Genomic DNA, 15,572 nt, shown 5'->3' with positions numbered 1-15,572 from the left:
TTCTGTCTGCCGCAGAAATCCGGGCGCCGGCTCAGACGGCGGTCTTTGTCGTATTCTCGACGAACGCCGAAATGGCGTCGATGCTGCGGAAGTTGTCCGGGATCAACGGGATGTCGTCGATCTGTATCGAGTAGGTCCGGGCAAGGTGCGAGACAATCCGGACCACGCCCAGACTGTCGACGACACCGTTGTCGATGAGGTCGAATTCGCCGGTCAGGTCCGCCGTTTCCTCTCCGTCGAGGAATTCGGTGACGACATAGCCGCGAATCTCGTCCGCCAGGGAGCTCATGCGGGATTTCCCTTCTGTCGTGCTGCCTTGATGAGGTTGCGGTCCGGTTTTCCGGTGGACGTACGCGGCAGCGGGGCGTCGCCCACGTGCACCGAGGACGGGATGGCATGGCGTGGCAGGCGCTCGGCGCTGTGCGAGCGCAGCCGCAGTGAGGTGAGTGCGGTACCGGGCCGCCGGGTCACCTGAGCGTGCAGCCGGTAGCCGGCCTCAAGGTCGGGGATCGCCACAACGGCGGCCTCGGCGACTTCGGGGTGAGCCGCCAGGACGTTCTCGACCTCCTGCACATTGGTCCGCACCCCGCGGACCTTGACCTGGAAGTCGGTACGCCCCCGCAGCCAGTGCAGGCCGTCGGCGTCCCGGGTCACGAGGTCGCCGGTGCGGTAGAAGACTTCGTCGCCGCCGTCCGGTGCGGGCACGAACACCCCTTCGTTGCGGGAGCGTTGCAGGTATCCGAAGCTCTGGAACGGCGTCGTCACGAGAAGTTCACCGGTGCCGGGACCGTCGAAGACCTGTCCCTCGCCGTCGAGCAGCAGGGCCCGCACCCCGGGCAGCGGCCGGCCGATGGGGGTCTGCTCGCCGGCCGCCGCGGGGTCGGCGTCGTAGCTGAAGCTGTTGTTGGTCTCGGTGCACCCGAAGACGTTGTGGAAACCGGCGCCGGGAAAGGCCGTGCCGAGCTGCCGCAGCAGCGCCTGCGGCAGCGCGTCCCCGGTGAAGATCACCGTGCGGACCGTCGGATGGACGGCGCCGTCCTGCGTGAGCAGCCGGTGCAGCATGGGGACGCCCTGGACAATGCTGACCTCGTGCCGGGTGACCAGGTCCCGCAGGTGACGTGCGTCCGTGCTGAGTTCCTGTTCGACCAGGACGGCTCGGGCGCCCAGCCGCAGCGCGGTCCACACGTCGAGCAGGGAGAGGTCGAAGTTCAGGGGTGCGTAACTCAGCAGGGTGTCCTGCTCGGTGAGGCGGAACCGGTCGGTCGCCCAGTCGGCGAAGCGGTCGAAGGCGTCACCCGGGATGGGCACGATCTTCGGCGTACCGGTGGAGCCGGAGGTGGTGAGCAGCAGGGATGCGGTGGCGGGGTCCACGGTGTCGAAATCCCTGGCGGCCTGCTCGTCCGGCACGACCGGGGCGGTGTGGAGCACCCCCTGGTCGTCGACGGTCAGCGCCAGGGAACACCGAGCCTGCGCGGCGAGCGCCGCACGGGCGGAGGAGCCCAGTTCTGGCGAGGGCGCCAGGACCGCGTAGCCGGCCCGGAAGGCGCCGATGAGCAGGGCGATCGTCTCGGGCGTCTTGTACGCGGGTACATACAGTGGCTGCCGCCGGTCGAGCCCGAGACCGTCCAGGGCGCCCGACAACTCCTCGGCAAGGCCGACCAGTCGGCGGTACGTCACCTGTCGCTCGCCCCGGATCAGGGCCACCTGATCGGGCCGGCGCCGGGCATGCGCGGTCAGAACATCACATAGGCGTGGTAATGGCACAGCTCCCCCATTCGTGAACCTGTCCATGCAAAAGTGGCCATGCCCCAAGGAGGGTGGCGGCGCTTGAAGTCGCGCCAGAAGAACTCGCGGAGCCCGGCGGCCATCTGCCCGGCCGACCCCGCATCACTCCCCCGTGTGATCGAGCCGTGACCAACCGTACCGGCGATGCATGCAGAGTCAAGCATGTAACTGACTCCCCCTCAGTGATGCACATCACTGAGGGGGAGTCAGTTCGAGCTTGCTCGATGAACTATGTGTGTTCCAAGTTGACGCAACGCCTTTCATCCCATCGAGGTGTCGCGGCACTTACCGAAGAGTGGGCCCCGGGGAACCGGGCGTTCACCCGGGCATGCTCGACTGGGTAGCGAAACGCCGAAAGCCGTCCCGGGGGACGGCTTTCGGCAGACGGTTTCCGGGCGCGGAGACGGACGGAGGCGATGGTTCCGCTCAGAGGGCGCTGCGCAGCACCTGGACCGTACCGGCCAGCTCCGGAGTGGCACCGGCGGTGTTCAACGCCGCACTGAGGACCTCGGCGTAGGTGCCGCGCGCGTCGGCATAGCGCTGCCTGCCCTCGTCGGTGACGACGGCGTAGACACCGCGTTTGTCGTCGGGACACAGGTCCCGGAAGGCGAAGCCGGCCGAGAAGAGCCGGCCGACCAGCCGGGTCGCCGAGCTCTGCCCGAGCCCGACCTTGTCGGCGAGCTCCTGCATGCGCAGTTCGCCGTCCTTGGCCTGCACGAGACACTCCAGGGCGCGGAATTCGGACAGCCCGATTCCGTGCTTGCGCTGCAGGGCCTGGGTGAGCCGGCGCTCCACATGCGCGTGCAGGGTGAGGACTCTGGCCCACACGGCCTGGTCGGACGAGGCGGCCGGCACATAGGAGATCGTGGTCATGAGGCAGCTTCCTCTCAGGCAGCGGTTGACACCAAGATACATGCTCATGCAAGCTTTATCCGATCCCTCGATTCTTCCGCCGAGTCCTATGGAAACGAAAAACATGCACGTACAAGCAAGTATCCCGTTACGCGACACCATGGCTCGCGCTGCCGACGGTTCCTCTGCCGGGGACTGGGGCCGGCCGGGCGCGGTCAACCTCAAGGAGAAGATCACCGCCTCCCGGCTGATCTCCCTCACCTCGGTCATCGGCGGCGTCATCCTGCTCCGTCCCACCACCTTCTGAGTCAGGGAGCGAAGATGTCCCATTCCGAGATGTCAGAGAGCGAGCTGACCGAGTACGTCCGTGAGGCGGTACAGATCAGCCGGGAGCACGTCGCCAAGGGCGGCATCCCGTTCTCCGGCGTGGTGGTCAATGACGGCCGTATCCTCGGTACCGGCTTCAACCGGGTGCGCGAGGACAACGACCCCACCGCGCATGCCGAGGTGGTCGCGCTGCGCGAAGCCGCCGCCACGCACGGGCTGCACACCGTCGCCGGGGCCACCCTGATCGCCTCCGGCGAGCCCTGCGCCCTGTGCTACATGGCGTCGCTGTACTTCAACGTCACCCACATCGTCCACGCGGTCGACCGCCGGACGGCCGCACGATACGGCTTCGACTACTCGGGCTCGTACTCGATCTTCGCCGAGGACCCGGCGGCCTGGCGGATCAAGGTCACCTCGCTGCGGATCCCGGAAGGGACGAAACCGTTCGAAGAGTACCTCGCCATAAACCGGAGGCGGATGTGACTGAGACGGAAGCCGGCACAGTAGGCATCAAGGTCTGGTCGGACTATGTCTGTCCGTTCTGCATGCTTGCCGAGACCCCGCTGCACGAGGCCACCCGCGACCTCGACGTCGAGATCGAGTGGATGCCGTTCGAGCTGCGGCCCCACCCGACCCCGACACTACGGCCGGAGGACGAGTACCTGCCGGCGATCTGGGCCCGCTCCGTCTATCCGATGGCCCGCCGGATGAACGTGGACATCACCCTGCCCACCGTCTCACCACAGCCCTACACCCGGCTGGCGTTCGAGGGCTACCAGTACGCGGCCGAACACGGCAGGGCCGCGGAATACACACCGCGTGTGCTGCGGGCTTTCTTCCAGGAGAACCGGGACATCGGTCGACTGGACGTTCTCACCGACATCGCATCCGAACTGGGCCTTGACGATGCCGGTTTCAGCGAGGCTCTGACGGCCGGCACCTACACCGAGACCCATCAGGAGGCACTGCGGACCGCCGAGGCGTACCGCGTCTCCGTCGCCCCCACCATCGTCATCGGCGAACGCCACCGCATAGAGGGTGTCCCCGCCGCGGCCCAGATCCGCAAGGCCGTGCTCGACACCCAGGCCGAACAGGCAGTCGCCCGCGGGGCTGCCTGCGGAACGGACGGGTGCTGACGGCACGTGACGGTCAGTTGCCCAACACCTCCTGCGCTTTCCGCGGGTGTGTGTGGTGACAGCAGTGCGCCGCGCCCGACCGCGATCGGGTTCACGGCGCTCGACCCGCGCGACCGCCGCACGGCGGTACCGACGATCCGGGGCCGTGCCGGCTGATCCCAGGCCGGAGGTCCCGACTCCACCCGGGGTCCTGGCGGACCACCGCTTCGCCGTGCCCACCACCGTTCACGCGGTACGGCGGACTCCACGACGGCCGGCGCCGCAACGCCGGCCGGCCTCCATCGAACGAAAGGACTTCCCATGCAGTGGCTCTACCTCGCTGTCGCGGTCATCTTCGAGATCGCCGTCGCCATCGCGGCCGGCAAGGCCGAAGGCTTCAAGAACCGCAAGTGGACCATCGTGACCCTGCTCAGCGGTGCCATCGGGACGTACTTCCTGAGCAAGGCGCTGCTGACCTTCGACGTCGGCGTCGGCTACGCCATCTGGACGTCCACCGCCGGTATCGGCATCACCCTTCTCGGAGCGCTGTTCTTCGGCCAGCGTCTGAACTGGAGCAAGGCACTCGGCATCGTCGCCATCATCGCCGGGGTCGTCGGCCTCCAGCTCAGTGGTGCCGCCTGACGATCCCCGAAGTCCCCTGCCCCATCTTCACGAAAGGACCCGCGTACATGTCCCACACCGACCGCTCCTCAGCCAACTCCTGGCTCATGCTTCTCCTTGCCGGAGCCTTCGAAGTCGGCTACGCGCTCTCCGTCGGCGGAAGCCACGGCTTCACCCGCCTGTCCTGGTCGCTGGTCGCCGTCGTGTTCTTCCTTCTGACGCTCTGGGCACTGAGCGTCGCCCTGCGCACCATCGACGTCGGAATCGGCTATGCCGTCTGGGCAGGCATCGGGTCAGCCGGTGCGGCCCTGCTGAGTCCCGTCTTCTTCGACGAGGTCCTCACCCCGACCCAGGCCGTGTGGTTGGGCGTCATCATTGTCGGAGTGGTCTGGCTGAAGCTCGCCGACAGGCCGCAGAACACCCAGGAGCCCGTCGACAGGCCGCAGGGCGCCGAGGGGATCGACCCCAGGCCGCAGGAGGCCCAAGGCGCGAAGTACTGAGGGCAATTGCGCCCGGTCCACCGGATCAGCGGCCATGACGACGGTCGGCCGGGGCCGCGTCACTGCCAGGGGTGTCCACGATCGGGCCCATGGTCGGGGTCCGGGCCGCGGGCGGGGTACCCACCGGGCAGGACTTCGATGTGACACGTGCGCTCACCGCTGGGGTCTTTCGTTTGGATCCGGCTGGGTGAGGGAGCGGGGTCCGGTGCCGTGGATCGCAAGGCGGAGGAGGGAGCCGACGGGAAGCGTCGGCTCCCTCCTGTACCGACAACGCCGATGCTCCGCCTTGCGACGCACCGCACCGATCCGACGGGGTCAGCACCTGTGGCCGGCGCACAGATGGAGCCGCTCCCCCGGGAAGCCCGCGCGGAAGTCGCGGTCGTGCGACACCACGACCACCGCTCCTGGGTACGCCGCGAGCGCCGCCTGAAGGTCCTCGATCAGGTCGAGCGCGATGTGGTTGGTCGGCTCGTCGAGGACGAGGAGGTCCGCGGGCCGGGTCACCAGGCGGGCGATCTGGAGCCGCCGCCGCTGTCCCACGGACAGGGCGGCGACCGGGACGCGCAGGTCCTCCTCCCGGAACAGGCCCAGGGCCAGGAGCTGTTCGGCGTGCTCGTCCGGCAGCCCGGGCCACCCGGCGGCAAACGCGGCGGCCAGCGGGAGCCGTGTGGAGTGCGCGGGCAGTTCCTGCGGAAGGTAGCCGACCCGGGCAGGGCGGCGCGCCGTGCCCGCGTCCGGCTCCAGGTCACCCGCCAGGACGCGCAGCAGTGTCGTCTTGCCCGCGCCGTTCTCGCCGGTGACCAGCAGCCGCTGCCCCGGCGCGAGCGCGAGGAGCCCGTCCAGACGCAGCCGCTCGCCGACCCGTACGCCGTCGTACTCCGCAAGAGGGCCCTGGGCTGGGCCGTCCGCCACCGACAGCGCCGTTGGGAAACGCAGCGGTGCCGGCGGCTCCGGCACCGGGTCGCGCCGCAACTGGGCCAGGCGCTCCCGGACGGAACGCACCTGCCCGCCGAGCTTCGCCTCGCTGGACCGGCGGTGCTTGCCGAAACCCTGCTTCGGGTCGCGGCCGGTGGTGGCGAGCCGCCTCCCCGCGGCCTCAAGCAACTCCTCCATACGGGCCACCTCCTCGGCCCAGTCCGCGTACCGCTGCTCCGCGCCGCGCCGGGCGGCCGCCTTCGCTGCGCGGTAACCGGCCCAGCCGTCGCCGTACCGGAACACCGTCCGCGCATCCCGGTCGACTTCGAGGATCGTGGTGGCGACGCGCTCCAGGAAGCCGCGGTCGTGGGTCACCGCGACGACGGTGCCACGGTGTGCGCGCACGTGCTCCTCCAGCCAGCGCACGGCCGCCGCATCGAGGTGGTTCGTCGGTTCGTCGAGGAGCAGCAGTTCGGGGGCGGCGGCCAGGACGCAGGCGAGCGCGAGCCGCGACTGCTCACCGCCGGACAGCGAGCCGAGCAGGCGGTCGCGGGCGATCTGAGCAAGCCCGAGCCCGTGCATCGCGGCATCCACACGGGCGTCCGCCCCGTATCCGCCGCGTTCCTCGTATGCGGTCAGCAGTTCGCCGTACGCGGCGAGATCCTCTTCCGCCGCCTCGCCGAGGGACTTCTCCGCCGCTCGCAACTGACTCTCCATGGCGCGCAGTTCGACGAGGGAGAGGTCGACGACGTCCTGCACGGTGCGGTCCGCGTCGAGGTCGAGGGTCTGGGCGAGGTGGCCGGTTCCACCGGGGAAACGGACGGTGATCTCCCCCGCGTCCGGCCTCTCGGCTGCGGCGAGCAGCCGCAGCAGGGTGGACTTGCCGGAGCCGTTCTCACCGATGACGGCGGCCTTCTCGCCCGGACGGACGGTGAAGCAGACCTGGTCGAGGACGGTCCGGGTGCCATAGGACTTGGTGACGTCCTTGACGGACAACTGTGCCACGGCAGCGGGGGCGACGCTGGGCACGGCGGAATGGGCGCGGTCGCGCATATGGGTTCCCTGGGCATGCGAAGGGTCTACGGGCGGCAGAAACGGCGGCATCGGCCGTGCCCGGACTCAGACGAAGAAGAGGAAAGCCATACCCCCCACCATAACAAGACGGATCGTCTCGCCTCAACCATGCGCGTCACGAGTCCGTGAGCCGCGGCGTCTTCGTTCACCGGGACGTCCTTTTGGGTCTTTCGTTGGGATCCGGCTGGGGCGCGGTCGTCGTGGATGCGGCCGCGTCGGGGCCGGCTTCGGCATCACCCGGAGCGCCACCATCACACTGACGCACTCCCGGGTCCCGACCTCCGGATACGCGGTCCGCGACCTGGGAGTGTTCCGTGTGAGGGAGTGGTGTCCGGCCGGCGAAGCGGTTGGCCGCGGCACGCTCTGATGCCGGCTCACGTCTGGCACTCACTCTGACACCACCGAGCGGCGACCATCACTCGATCAACCATTTCCGGCATACCGATAATATCGATCAAATGGGATATAACATGGCATGTGGGTGTCCGCAGTTCGCCGAAGGGGCGGAACACAAAGACGCCGCGACCCGGCCGCCCCTGGCCGAGCGCGGTGGAGTCGGCCGCATCGCCGACCGGCCCGGTGCCGCCCAGGACCACGCGCCGGGTGCGGGTTCCGCGCTGCGGGCCCACCAGGACATCGCCGGTTCCCGAGAGCCGCACTTCGGCGCGGCGAGCGCGTCGCAACGCCTCGCTGTCCATCCTGCGCAGCCGAATCACCGACAACCCGAGATCGCGACGAGAACGGACGATCCATGTCTCATCACCTCGACACCCCGCTGGCGGCGCAGAACGGCCAGCTGTTCATTGACGACCTCTACGTCTTCCCCGGCGAGGGCAGCACGGTGTTCGTCATGGACGTCAACTCCAACATCACCGGCGTCTACGCGGAACCGGGCTTCCACCACGAGGCGCGCTATGAGATCAAGGTGCATTTCGACGGCGCCGACCAGGAAACCCTGACCTATCGGTTCTCCTTCGGCGAGCCCGACGCGAACGGCCGGCAACCCCTGCGGCTGCACACCCTGACCGGCGCCGACGCGCGCGAGGACTCCGCCGAGGGCGAGCCGGTACTGGAAGGCCGCACCGGCGAGACGGTGACCTCCGGCGGTGTGCGCGCGTGGGCCGGGCGCGTTCAGGAAGCCTTCTACGTCGACCTGTCCCTCCTCGCCATCATCAACGGAGCGGTGGGGAAGGGCACTGCGGTGGACCTGTCTTCCTGGAACCCTCGGGAGGCGCAGAACACCTTCGCCGGTACCACGGTGGAAGCGATCGTCCTCGAAATCCCGCACGGCCAGGACCAGTTGCGGCCCGGGACACGAACCGGTGTGTGGTGCGCGACCAAGCTGGCAACCGACGCCGGCGGCTGGCGGCAGATCAACCGCGGCGGCAATCCGATGATGTGGCCGATCTTCTGGCCCGGCGACACGGATTTCTCGAACCCCTCCAACACGCGTCACCCGTCCGAGGACGTCGCCGCCGACGGCCGGGCGATCGCCGACCGGGTTGCCAAGGTGGTCGCGGCCACCGGCACCTCGGCCGACCCCACGGGCTACGGGCAGACCGTCGCGGGGCAGCTCCTCCCCGACGTCCTTCCCTATGTGGTCGGCACCCCCGCGTCCTTCGGTTTCGCCACCCGCAACGGCCGCACCCGCGGGGACAACGCGCCCGAGGCGATGCTGTCCCTGGTCACCAACATGGCCGTCCCCAGTGGACTCACCCCGGCCACCACCAAGAGTCAGCAGACCGACCGGTTCCCGTACGTCGTACCGGAGTGAGCGCGCGGGGCGCGAGGCCGTGACACCCTCCGCACCGTCCGCCGTCGCGAAGATCTCCCATCGGCGCCACGGGCACGACGCGGATGTCTGAGCCCGCGGAACGGTGTGGCGTCCCGGCCGCCGGCGTGCCGCCGCAACCGTGACCGGGCGGCGGCGCGCTGCTTACCAGAACCGGGTGGCAGGGCTCAGCAGGTCACAGAGCGGCCCAGTAGGCCCCCAACGCGGGGTTGAAAGGAGGCAGTGCGGCGGTGACCCCGGAGGTGTCCGGTCCGTCGAGCAGCACCCGGTGATAGAAGAACCGCCAGTTGCCGCCCACCCGCCGGCCGAAGGCGAACGCCTCGAACGGGGTGTCCACGGTGCGGTACTGCCGCCAGATCAGTCGGTGGGTGGGCAGGGTGCCGGCCGGAAGGGCGTTCTTCAGCCGACGGTCCTTGATCTGCTTGTTGGTACCGATGTTGTCCAGCGATGTGTTGTCGTTGACGTGATACAGCACCGTGGCCCCGGCCACCGTGGCGACGTAGACATGGCAGCCGGACAGTGGCCCGGTGAACACCCATTCGGCCGCCGCGTCAAGGGTCATCTGGGTGAGAGCGTCGGCCGCGTCCGGCAGATAGCGCACGTGCTGGTCGACATCCGCGGCCTCCAGGGTGACCGCCTGTACCGGTTGACCGGGCAGCCGCTGCGTGGGCACGGGGTGGACATTGATGCGGGGGAAGACCCCCGGGGACTGGGTGTAGGCGGTGCCGCCCGGGACCGGCGCGCCCACCGAGGCGGCGGCCCGGACCGCGGGCCGGCCGCCCGGGTCCGCCCCCTGGAGGTTCAGCACACATGTTTGCCGCCCGAGGTACGACGACGGGTCCGCCAGGAAGTCAGCGGTGTACGGGTCAGGCATAAAGGTCCCTCCGGCTCGTCTGTTCAGGACATAGCGGCGCTGGGGGGCGGCTGGTGGGAAGGTAGCTGGCGTTCAGGGGCGGGCATAACGCGCGATCACGCCATATTTGACAGCACGGAGTACGCCTCCCCCACCTGCGGCCCTCGTCCGGTGTGGCCGCTCTCGCCGCCGTACCGGGAGCCCGCCGCCAACTGCCCCGAGCGGGCCGGTCCTTCTCATCTCGTCCTGAGCTTTTCGGGATCGCCAGGAGAACCGCCCGGCGCAGCGTCCCCGTCGCACGGGCCGGGCGCACGGCGAAACTGCCCCGACGGGCTCACCCCACACGAACGAGAAGTCCTCGAACTCATGGCACAGGCCACGACCACCCCATCGTCGCGAAAACCCTCCACATCACCGACCGGTGCGGGAAATGAGCCCGGCTCCTTCAGCGCGCCAGGGCTGTGTCGAGGCGGGCAAGCAGTGCCTTCAGGCTTGCCATCTGCTGTGGATCGAGCGATCCGAAGAGCTGCCGAAGGACCTGTGTCCCCGCTTGCTCCGCCATCGCCAGCGTTGTGCGGCCCTTGCCCGTCAGGGACACGGTCTTGCGGCGGCGGTCTCCGGTGTCGCCGGTCCGGGCGACCAGGCCGACGCGTTCGAGTCCCTCCACGATCTGTGTGACAGAACGCGGCGCCTGCCCGAGGGCATCCGCCAACTGGGCCTGGTGCAGCGCGCCGCGGGCGGCCAGCGTTTGGAGGACCTTGGTGCGGGCCAGCGACAGTCCCGCCATCGACTGCGTCTGTCGGTCCACTTCTTCGCGGATGCCGTAGGCGGTCGCGAGAAAGGCCAGTCCCACCTGCTCGGGGCCGTGGTCGATGGTGATCGCTTCGTACTCGCTCATGGTGTCGGGTATCCTCCCACAAGGCAATCATGAGGTACCTCATTAATGGAGTGTGCGATGGACCGTCCCGTTGCAGTGATCACCGGAGCCACCTCCGGGCTGGGCCGCGCCGCCGCCCTCGCCCTGTTGGCCCGCGGCTACCGCGTCGGCGTGGTGGCCCGCTCCCGCGACAGGGCCGACGTCCTGGTGAGCGAACTCAAGGCGGTGGCCGACGACGTGCAGGTCGACGTCTTCCACGCAGACCTGGGCCTGGTCTCGCAGGCCCACCGGGTCGGGCAGGCGATCGCCGCGCACTACCCGCGTGTGGACGTTTTGATCAATAACGCCGGGCTGCACGCCTTCTCCCAGCGCATCACCGCCGAAGGCTTCGCGGAGATGACCGCGGTCAACTACCTGGGCCCGTTCGTGCTGACCCAGGCCCTGTCCAGCAGGCTCCTCGCCTCGGCGCCGGCGCGCATCGTCAACGTTGCCTCCGAGGCCTCCCGGCAGGCCAGGACGATCGCACCGGCCGAGGAACTGCGCCACATCGCTCCCCATACCCGCCGGGAGTCGATGGCCCTGTACGGGCGGACCAAGCTGATGACGATCATGTGGACGCAGGAGCTGGCGCGGCGGCTGGACGCCACGAAGGTCACCGTCAACTGCTGCGACCCCGGCTTCAACGCCACCGGTCTCGGACGTGATCTACCCGGCTCCAAGGTCCTGCGGCGCCTGCTGAACACGCTACGCATCGGTGACCCGCGCAAGGGCGCCGGCATCATCGTCCGGCTGGCCGCAGATCCCGCGTTCGCGCGCACCAGTGGAGGCTACTTCTCGGTGCGCGACGCCCGGCCGCTGGAGTGCCCCGAGCCCGGCCGCGACGCCGGTGCACAGAAGAAGCTGTGGGAGGAGACCGTGGCGCTGCTCTCCGCCCGCGCGGCGGGGTAAGACCCGCGGCTCCCCCAGGAATGGCGCCGACCGGCACCGGGGTACCCGGCCCCTCCGACGACGCAGGCGTGGGATGACTATCTCCGACGGACAGGGGAGCCGTCCTCCTGCCGACCCACCGTCAGCAACGTGGATCCGGACCCACAGCTCCCGGCAGTTCCCCCAGGAACGCCGGGGGCCTTCACGCGGACGATTCGCGCTCCGTGGCCTCGTCGCGCATGGCTTGGAGCATCGCTCTCGCCCCGGCCGACGCGTCGACGGCCGTGACCATCACGGTCTCTCTCTTGAGTACGGGCGCGGGATCGTCGACACGCAGCCACTTCACGCCCTGCGGGACGGTGTCCGCGGCCAGCCCGGGCATGACCGAGACACCCAGTCCAGCGGCGACGAGCCCCAGGCGCGTCTGCCAGCCGCGCGCCTCGTATGCCACGCGCGGAGCTTCAATGGTGGGCCAGGCCCCGAACTGGGGCCCGCCGTCCCCGCCTGCTCCCACGATCCACGCTTCCTGTGCCAGGTCGTCGACGTGCACCTCGTCCCGGGATGCCAGTGGGTGGGCCGTGTGGACGGCCACGCCCATGCCGGCGCCGGTACGTACGACCTCGACGCGCAGCCCGGTGAAGTCGTAGTCGGGAAGTCCTTCCCCGATTGCCACTACGGCCATCTCGATGCGTCCCGCGCGAAGGCGGCGAAGCTGGGCGGGGCTGCCCGCTTCCCACAGACTCACACTGAGGGCCGGGTGTGCCGTGTGCAGGCGAGCGATGGCCCGGGGTACCAGTGCGGCGGCCGCGGTGGGGTACGCGCCGACGGCCAGGCGACCCGCGAGGCGGTCGCGGAGCCCCGCGATCTCCAGTTCCGCCGCTTCCGCATGCGCGATCATGCGGCGCGCGTGCCGCAGCAGCACCTCGCCGGACAGCGTCGCCCGGACCCCGCGGGCGTGCCTCTCGAACAGCGGGGCCCCCACCGCGGTCTCCGTGGCGATGATCTGGCGCGACACCGCGGACTGCGTGTAGCCCAGCGCTTCGGCCGCCGCGGTGAAGGACCCGCGTCGAGCGACTTCGAGCGCGACCCGCAGGCCCGTCAGCGTCAGTTCCGGCATGGCCCGACGATATGCGTGAACCGCGGGGCGGGCAAAGAACGACTCCGGATGCGCACGGGACAGGTACGCGTCGGCAAGTGCCCGGCCCCGGGCTGTCCCGCAGCCATGCCGTTGTGGCATGGCTGCGATGAAAAGCTATCGCTGGTCGAATGGCTCGGACAGCGCAACGATATCTGTATGAACGAAACAGTGCAGAAACTCACCCCCTTCGATCTCGCTCGCCCGGCACACAATCAGTTGGCTCAGGGATTCCTTCAGTGGTGCGTCGTCGCCCCCGATCTGGAGTCGAAGTGCGCCGAACTGGAGCGCGTGTACGGTCCCGCAGGATTCTGGATTATGGAAAACGCCCCGCTGCTGGAGACGACCTACCGCGGGAGGCCGATCGACCTGCGCGTCGACATGGCCCTCGGGTACATCGGCGACATCAATATCGAGGTCATCAGCCCCCGCCGCGATGGAGACGCCAATCTCTACACCGAGTTCCTCGAAGAGCGGCCGGAAGGCGGCCTCCACCATCTGGGCTTTCAGGTGCACGACTTCGAAGCGACGGCCGCGGACTTGACCGCCGAGTTCGGCCCCGCCGTGCAAGCCGGAAACTTCTCCACCGGCGGAAGCCGTTTCGCTTACTTCGATTCTCGACCAGTGACCGGGGTCCACACCGAAATTCTCTGGTTCGACACCGAAACGATGGCGTCGATGGCGGACCTGCGCGCCGGAAAGCCTCCCGTCATGTGATCAGACGCAGGCTGTGCCGGTCCGGCGCGGAGGCCGCCGACACGACGGCCTCCGGGCCGGCCCGGCGCGCTCGCGCATCAGCGCCGTCATACACCGGCACACGCTGGTTCTTCTCGACCGGCCGCGAACTCCTGGACCAGGCGGTGCAGGCGGTAGTGGCCGGGGGCGGGCTCCTGGAGGAGATTGGCGTCGGCGAGGCCCTCCAGGAGCGTCTCGGCCTCGTGGGGTGTGATGCCGGCGAGGAGTGCGGCGGCCCGACCGTCGATGTCACGTCCTTCGCGCCGTCCGAGGAGGCACAGCATCCGTTGCTGGGAGGCGGACAGGCGTACATACGAGAGCTGGAGGGACCGGGCGACGCCATAGGCGCCGAGGGGGTCGCCCGAGGCCAGGCTTTTCGCCAGGTGGCTCAGGTCCCAGCCCGGACGGGCGCGCAGCCGGGCGCCGGCGAGTGTGAGGGCCAGCGGCAGTCCGCCGCAGTGCCGGACGACCGACTCGATCTGTGGGGTCGGCTCGGCACCGACGCGGCGCGGGCCGACGACGGCCCTGAACAACTGGGCGGCCTCGTCCCGTGCCAGGACGTCCAGGGTCAGCAGTCGCGCGTGGTCGAGACGGGCGAGTCGGCGACGGCTGGTGACGATGACCCGGCAGCCGGGCGCGGCCGGCAGCAGCGGCCGGACCTGTGCCTCGTCGGCGGCGTCGTCCAGCACCAGCAGGATCCGCCGGTCCCGCGTCAGGCCCCGGAACAGCGCCGCGCGAGCGCCCTCGGTCGACGGCAGTCCAGGGCCGGACACACCGAGCGACCGCAGGATGAGTTCCAGCGCGGTCGCCGGCTCGACCGGGGACTCGGGCCCGGCGAATCCGCGGAGGTCGACAAAGAGCTGCCCGTCCGGGAAGCGGGGAGCGAGCTGATGGGCGAGACGCACCGCGAAGGCGGTCTTGCCCACGCCCGCCATCCCGTCCACGACACAGACCCGCGCGCCGACCATCGCGTGGGTCGCCCCCCGCGTCTCGGCGGCGGGCAGGTCGCGCAGTTCGCTCAACTGCTTCTGACGGCCGACGAAGTGGCAGGTCTCCAGAGGTAGTTCGGCGGGGACGGCGTCGGCCGCCGTCGTGCTCAGGGAGTGCGGGGGCAGGTCGAGCGCCGGGTCGCTGATGAGGATCTGCCGGTGCAGAGACCGGAGTTCAGACCCGACGGCGATACCCAGTTCGTTCCGCAGCCGTTCGCTGACCTGCTGGAACGCGTCGAGCGCTTCGGCCTGCCGGCCCTGCCGGTAGAGCGCCAGCATCAGCTGCGCCCAGAAGCGCTCCCGCCATGGGCACGCCCGTACCACGTCCTGGAGTTCAGCGATCACCTCACGGTGCGCCCCGCGTGCCAGATCGAGGTCGATGCGCTGCTCCAGCGCGCTGTGGCGGCGTTCGGTGAGGCCCGGGACGAAGTCGCGGTGCAGGGAATCGGAGGGCACGTTCGACAGCGCGGCCCCCCTCCACAGGCCCAGCGCCTCGCGCAGCAGCGCGCTCTCCCGTCCCTGGTCGCCTTCGGCGGCCATGCGCTGGGCCGTCGCCAGCGTGCTGTGGAAACGCAGCAGGTCCAGCTGAGATTCGTCGGCGTTGATGAGATAGCCGCCCGAAAGGGTTTGGATCGGCTCCGACCGCTCGTCGGAGGACTGACGCAGGACCCGGCGTAATCGCATGACGTACGAGCGCAGTGTGGTGTGAGCGCCCGTGGGAGGGTTCTCACCCCAGAGGTGTGCGACCAATTCGTCCGCTGAAACCATCTGATTGGCCTGGAGGAGCATCGAGGCCAGCAAGATCCGTAACTTCGCGGCCGGTACGGGAACTTCCCTTCCGCCGTGCAGCACACGCAGCGGCCCGAGTAAAAAGAAATTCGGCTTTTCCGCCTGTTTCGCCATCTCGCATCCCCATCTCGCGTCCCGTTGAAGCACCGCTGTGGTCATTGCGTACAGCACGGAGCGGACATCCCGCACTAAATGGGCGTTCCGGCGGCATCCATGGTGCCAGGCGCACGCGCCACCGTCCAGCCACACAGGCGCCACAACCACCTGAGAGTCTTCCTGGGTTCAG

Annotated in this window: 18 protein-coding genes; 8 read left to right on the top strand and 10 right to left on the bottom strand. The window is 69.3% G+C overall.

Features of this window, described 5'->3' with window-relative positions:
- Nucleotides 1-31 precede the first annotated feature (31 nt).
- From ABZ707_RS06490 to ABZ707_RS06475, 4 genes are all read right to left on the bottom strand, one after another.
- A complete protein-coding gene (locus ABZ707_RS06490) occupies nt 32-289 on the bottom strand; it encodes an acyl carrier protein (RefSeq protein WP_360168773.1) in 258 nt (85 codons plus the stop codon).
- On the bottom strand, nt 286-1,791 hold the full coding sequence (locus ABZ707_RS06485) for an AMP-binding protein (protein ID WP_360168770.1): 1,506 nt from the start codon (nt 1,789-1,791) through the stop codon (nt 286-288). Before ABZ707_RS06485 ends, ABZ707_RS06490 begins: the two co-directional genes overlap by 4 nt.
- On the bottom strand, nt 1,734-1,949 hold the full coding sequence (locus tag ABZ707_RS06480) for a hypothetical protein (RefSeq protein ID WP_360169933.1): 216 nt from the start codon (nt 1,947-1,949) through the stop codon (nt 1,734-1,736). Before ABZ707_RS06480 ends, ABZ707_RS06485 begins: the two co-directional genes overlap by 58 nt.
- A gap of 262 nt (nt 1,950-2,211) precedes the next feature.
- Nucleotides 2,212-2,658, bottom strand: a complete 447-nt coding sequence (locus ABZ707_RS06475; RefSeq protein WP_360168767.1) for a MarR family transcriptional regulator — start codon at nt 2,656-2,658, stop codon at nt 2,212-2,214.
- 139 nt (nt 2,659-2,797) lie between these two features.
- Here ABZ707_RS06475 and ABZ707_RS06470 point away from each other — a divergent pair, with 139 nt between their 5' ends.
- The 5 genes from ABZ707_RS06470 (at nt 2,798) to ABZ707_RS06450 (ending at nt 5,200) form a co-directional block, all read left to right on the top strand.
- The gene (locus tag ABZ707_RS06470) at nt 2,798-2,944 is read left to right on the top strand and encodes a hypothetical protein (RefSeq protein WP_360168764.1); all 147 of its coding nucleotides are present in this window, start codon (nt 2,798-2,800) and stop codon (nt 2,942-2,944) included.
- A 14-nt stretch (nt 2,945-2,958) separates the two neighbouring features.
- Nucleotides 2,959-3,447 (top strand): nucleoside deaminase, encoded by a 489-nt coding sequence (locus tag ABZ707_RS06465; RefSeq protein WP_360168762.1) that lies wholly within the window; start codon nt 2,959-2,961, stop codon nt 3,445-3,447.
- Nucleotides 3,444-4,100: a DsbA family protein gene (locus ABZ707_RS06460; RefSeq protein WP_360168759.1), complete on the top strand. Its 657-nt coding sequence runs from the start codon at nt 3,444-3,446 to the stop codon at nt 4,098-4,100. The genes ABZ707_RS06465 and ABZ707_RS06460 overlap by 4 nt, the downstream gene beginning before the upstream one ends.
- A 300-nt stretch (nt 4,101-4,400) precedes the next feature.
- Complete coding sequence (locus tag ABZ707_RS06455) at nt 4,401-4,721, top strand: multidrug efflux SMR transporter (protein ID WP_360168756.1); 321 nt, start codon at nt 4,401-4,403, stop codon at nt 4,719-4,721.
- Between the two features lie 47 nt (nt 4,722-4,768).
- Complete coding sequence (locus ABZ707_RS06450) at nt 4,769-5,200, top strand: multidrug efflux SMR transporter (RefSeq protein ID WP_360168753.1); 432 nt, start codon at nt 4,769-4,771, stop codon at nt 5,198-5,200.
- A 315-nt stretch (nt 5,201-5,515) separates the two neighbouring features.
- Here ABZ707_RS06450 and abc-f read toward each other — a convergent pair whose 3' ends face one another.
- Nucleotides 5,516-7,168 carry a ribosomal protection-like ABC-F family protein gene (abc-f, locus tag ABZ707_RS06445; protein ID WP_360168750.1) on the bottom strand — a complete coding sequence of 551 codons (1,653 nt, stop codon included), beginning with the start codon at nt 7,166-7,168 and terminating at the stop codon, nt 5,516-5,518.
- A gap of 395 nt (nt 7,169-7,563) precedes the next feature.
- Entirely contained in the window at nt 7,564-7,887 is a 324-nt protein-coding gene (locus ABZ707_RS06440) for a hypothetical protein (protein WP_360168747.1), read from the bottom strand.
- Between the two features lie 53 nt (nt 7,888-7,940).
- Here ABZ707_RS06440 and ABZ707_RS06435 point away from each other — a divergent pair, with 53 nt between their 5' ends.
- Nucleotides 7,941-8,963 carry a DUF4331 family protein gene (locus ABZ707_RS06435; protein ID WP_360168745.1) on the top strand — a complete coding sequence of 341 codons (1,023 nt, stop codon included), beginning with the start codon at nt 7,941-7,943 and terminating at the stop codon, nt 8,961-8,963.
- 193 nt (nt 8,964-9,156) lie between these two features.
- Here ABZ707_RS06435 and ABZ707_RS06430 read toward each other — a convergent pair whose 3' ends face one another.
- Together ABZ707_RS06430 and ABZ707_RS06425 are read right to left on the bottom strand one after the other, a co-directional pair.
- Entirely contained in the window at nt 9,157-9,855 is a 699-nt protein-coding gene (locus ABZ707_RS06430; RefSeq protein ID WP_360168742.1) for a hypothetical protein, read from the bottom strand.
- A gap of 424 nt (nt 9,856-10,279) precedes the next feature.
- Nucleotides 10,280-10,732 carry a MarR family transcriptional regulator gene (locus ABZ707_RS06425; RefSeq protein WP_360168739.1) on the bottom strand — a complete coding sequence of 151 codons (453 nt, stop codon included), beginning with the start codon at nt 10,730-10,732 and terminating at the stop codon, nt 10,280-10,282.
- Between the two features lie 57 nt (nt 10,733-10,789).
- Between ABZ707_RS06425 and ABZ707_RS06420 the strand changes: the two genes are divergently transcribed.
- Entirely contained in the window at nt 10,790-11,659 is an 870-nt protein-coding gene (locus tag ABZ707_RS06420) for an SDR family NAD(P)-dependent oxidoreductase (protein WP_360168736.1), read from the top strand.
- A gap of 181 nt (nt 11,660-11,840) precedes the next feature.
- Here ABZ707_RS06420 and ABZ707_RS06415 read toward each other — a convergent pair whose 3' ends face one another.
- Nucleotides 11,841-12,755 (bottom strand): LysR family transcriptional regulator, encoded by a 915-nt coding sequence (locus ABZ707_RS06415; protein WP_360168733.1) that lies wholly within the window; start codon nt 12,753-12,755, stop codon nt 11,841-11,843.
- Nucleotides 12,756-12,803: 48 nt separating this feature from the next.
- On the opposite strand from ABZ707_RS06415, the gene ABZ707_RS06410 reads away from it, so the two are divergent.
- Nucleotides 12,804-13,490 carry a VOC family protein gene (locus tag ABZ707_RS06410; RefSeq protein WP_360168730.1) on the top strand — a complete coding sequence of 229 codons (687 nt, stop codon included), beginning with the start codon at nt 12,804-12,806 and terminating at the stop codon, nt 13,488-13,490.
- 86 nt (nt 13,491-13,576) lie between these two features.
- Here ABZ707_RS06410 and ABZ707_RS06405 read toward each other — a convergent pair whose 3' ends face one another.
- Complete coding sequence (locus ABZ707_RS06405) at nt 13,577-15,400, bottom strand: BTAD domain-containing putative transcriptional regulator (RefSeq protein WP_360168727.1); 1,824 nt, start codon at nt 15,398-15,400, stop codon at nt 13,577-13,579.
- Nucleotides 15,401-15,572: the final 172 nt, after the last annotated feature.

The sequence above is a fragment of the Streptomyces sp. NPDC006923 genome (assembly GCF_040635655.1).
Lineage (GTDB): Bacteria > Actinomycetota > Actinomycetes > Streptomycetales > Streptomycetaceae > Streptomyces.
This window is presented reverse-complemented; position numbering and strand designations above follow the sequence as displayed.

Excerpts from the sequence above, each read along its gene's own strand:
- ABZ707_RS06490 (WP_360168773.1), bottom strand. The coding sequence starts at position 289 with ATGAGCTCCCTGGCGGACGAGATTCGCGGCTATGTCGTCACCGAATTC.
- ABZ707_RS06485 (WP_360168770.1), bottom strand. The coding sequence starts at position 1,791 with ATGGACAGGTTCACGAATGGGGGAGCTGTGCCATTACCACGCCTATGT.
- ABZ707_RS06480 (WP_360169933.1), bottom strand. The coding sequence starts at position 1,949 with ATGCTTGACTCTGCATGCATCGCCGGTACGGTTGGTCACGGCTCGATC.
- ABZ707_RS06475 (WP_360168767.1), bottom strand. The coding sequence starts at position 2,658 with ATGACCACGATCTCCTATGTGCCGGCCGCCTCGTCCGACCAGGCCGTG.
- ABZ707_RS06470 (WP_360168764.1), top strand. The coding sequence starts at position 2,798 with ATGGCTCGCGCTGCCGACGGTTCCTCTGCCGGGGACTGGGGCCGGCCG.
- ABZ707_RS06465 (WP_360168762.1), top strand. The coding sequence starts at position 2,959 with ATGTCCCATTCCGAGATGTCAGAGAGCGAGCTGACCGAGTACGTCCGT.
- ABZ707_RS06455 (WP_360168756.1), top strand. The coding sequence starts at position 4,401 with ATGCAGTGGCTCTACCTCGCTGTCGCGGTCATCTTCGAGATCGCCGTC.
- ABZ707_RS06450 (WP_360168753.1), top strand. The coding sequence starts at position 4,769 with ATGTCCCACACCGACCGCTCCTCAGCCAACTCCTGGCTCATGCTTCTC.
- abc-f (WP_360168750.1), bottom strand. The coding sequence starts at position 7,168 with ATGCGCGACCGCGCCCATTCCGCCGTGCCCAGCGTCGCCCCCGCTGCC.
- ABZ707_RS06440 (WP_360168747.1), bottom strand. The coding sequence starts at position 7,887 with ATGGACAGCGAGGCGTTGCGACGCGCTCGCCGCGCCGAAGTGCGGCTC.
- ABZ707_RS06435 (WP_360168745.1), top strand. The coding sequence starts at position 7,941 with ATGTCTCATCACCTCGACACCCCGCTGGCGGCGCAGAACGGCCAGCTG.
- ABZ707_RS06430 (WP_360168742.1), bottom strand. The coding sequence starts at position 9,855 with ATGCCTGACCCGTACACCGCTGACTTCCTGGCGGACCCGTCGTCGTAC.
- ABZ707_RS06425 (WP_360168739.1), bottom strand. The coding sequence starts at position 10,732 with ATGAGCGAGTACGAAGCGATCACCATCGACCACGGCCCCGAGCAGGTG.
- ABZ707_RS06420 (WP_360168736.1), top strand. The coding sequence starts at position 10,790 with ATGGACCGTCCCGTTGCAGTGATCACCGGAGCCACCTCCGGGCTGGGC.
- ABZ707_RS06415 (WP_360168733.1), bottom strand. The coding sequence starts at position 12,755 with ATGCCGGAACTGACGCTGACGGGCCTGCGGGTCGCGCTCGAAGTCGCT.
- ABZ707_RS06410 (WP_360168730.1), top strand. The coding sequence starts at position 12,804 with ATGCGCACGGGACAGGTACGCGTCGGCAAGTGCCCGGCCCCGGGCTGT.
- ABZ707_RS06405 (WP_360168727.1), bottom strand. The coding sequence starts at position 15,400 with ATGGCGAAACAGGCGGAAAAGCCGAATTTCTTTTTACTCGGGCCGCTG.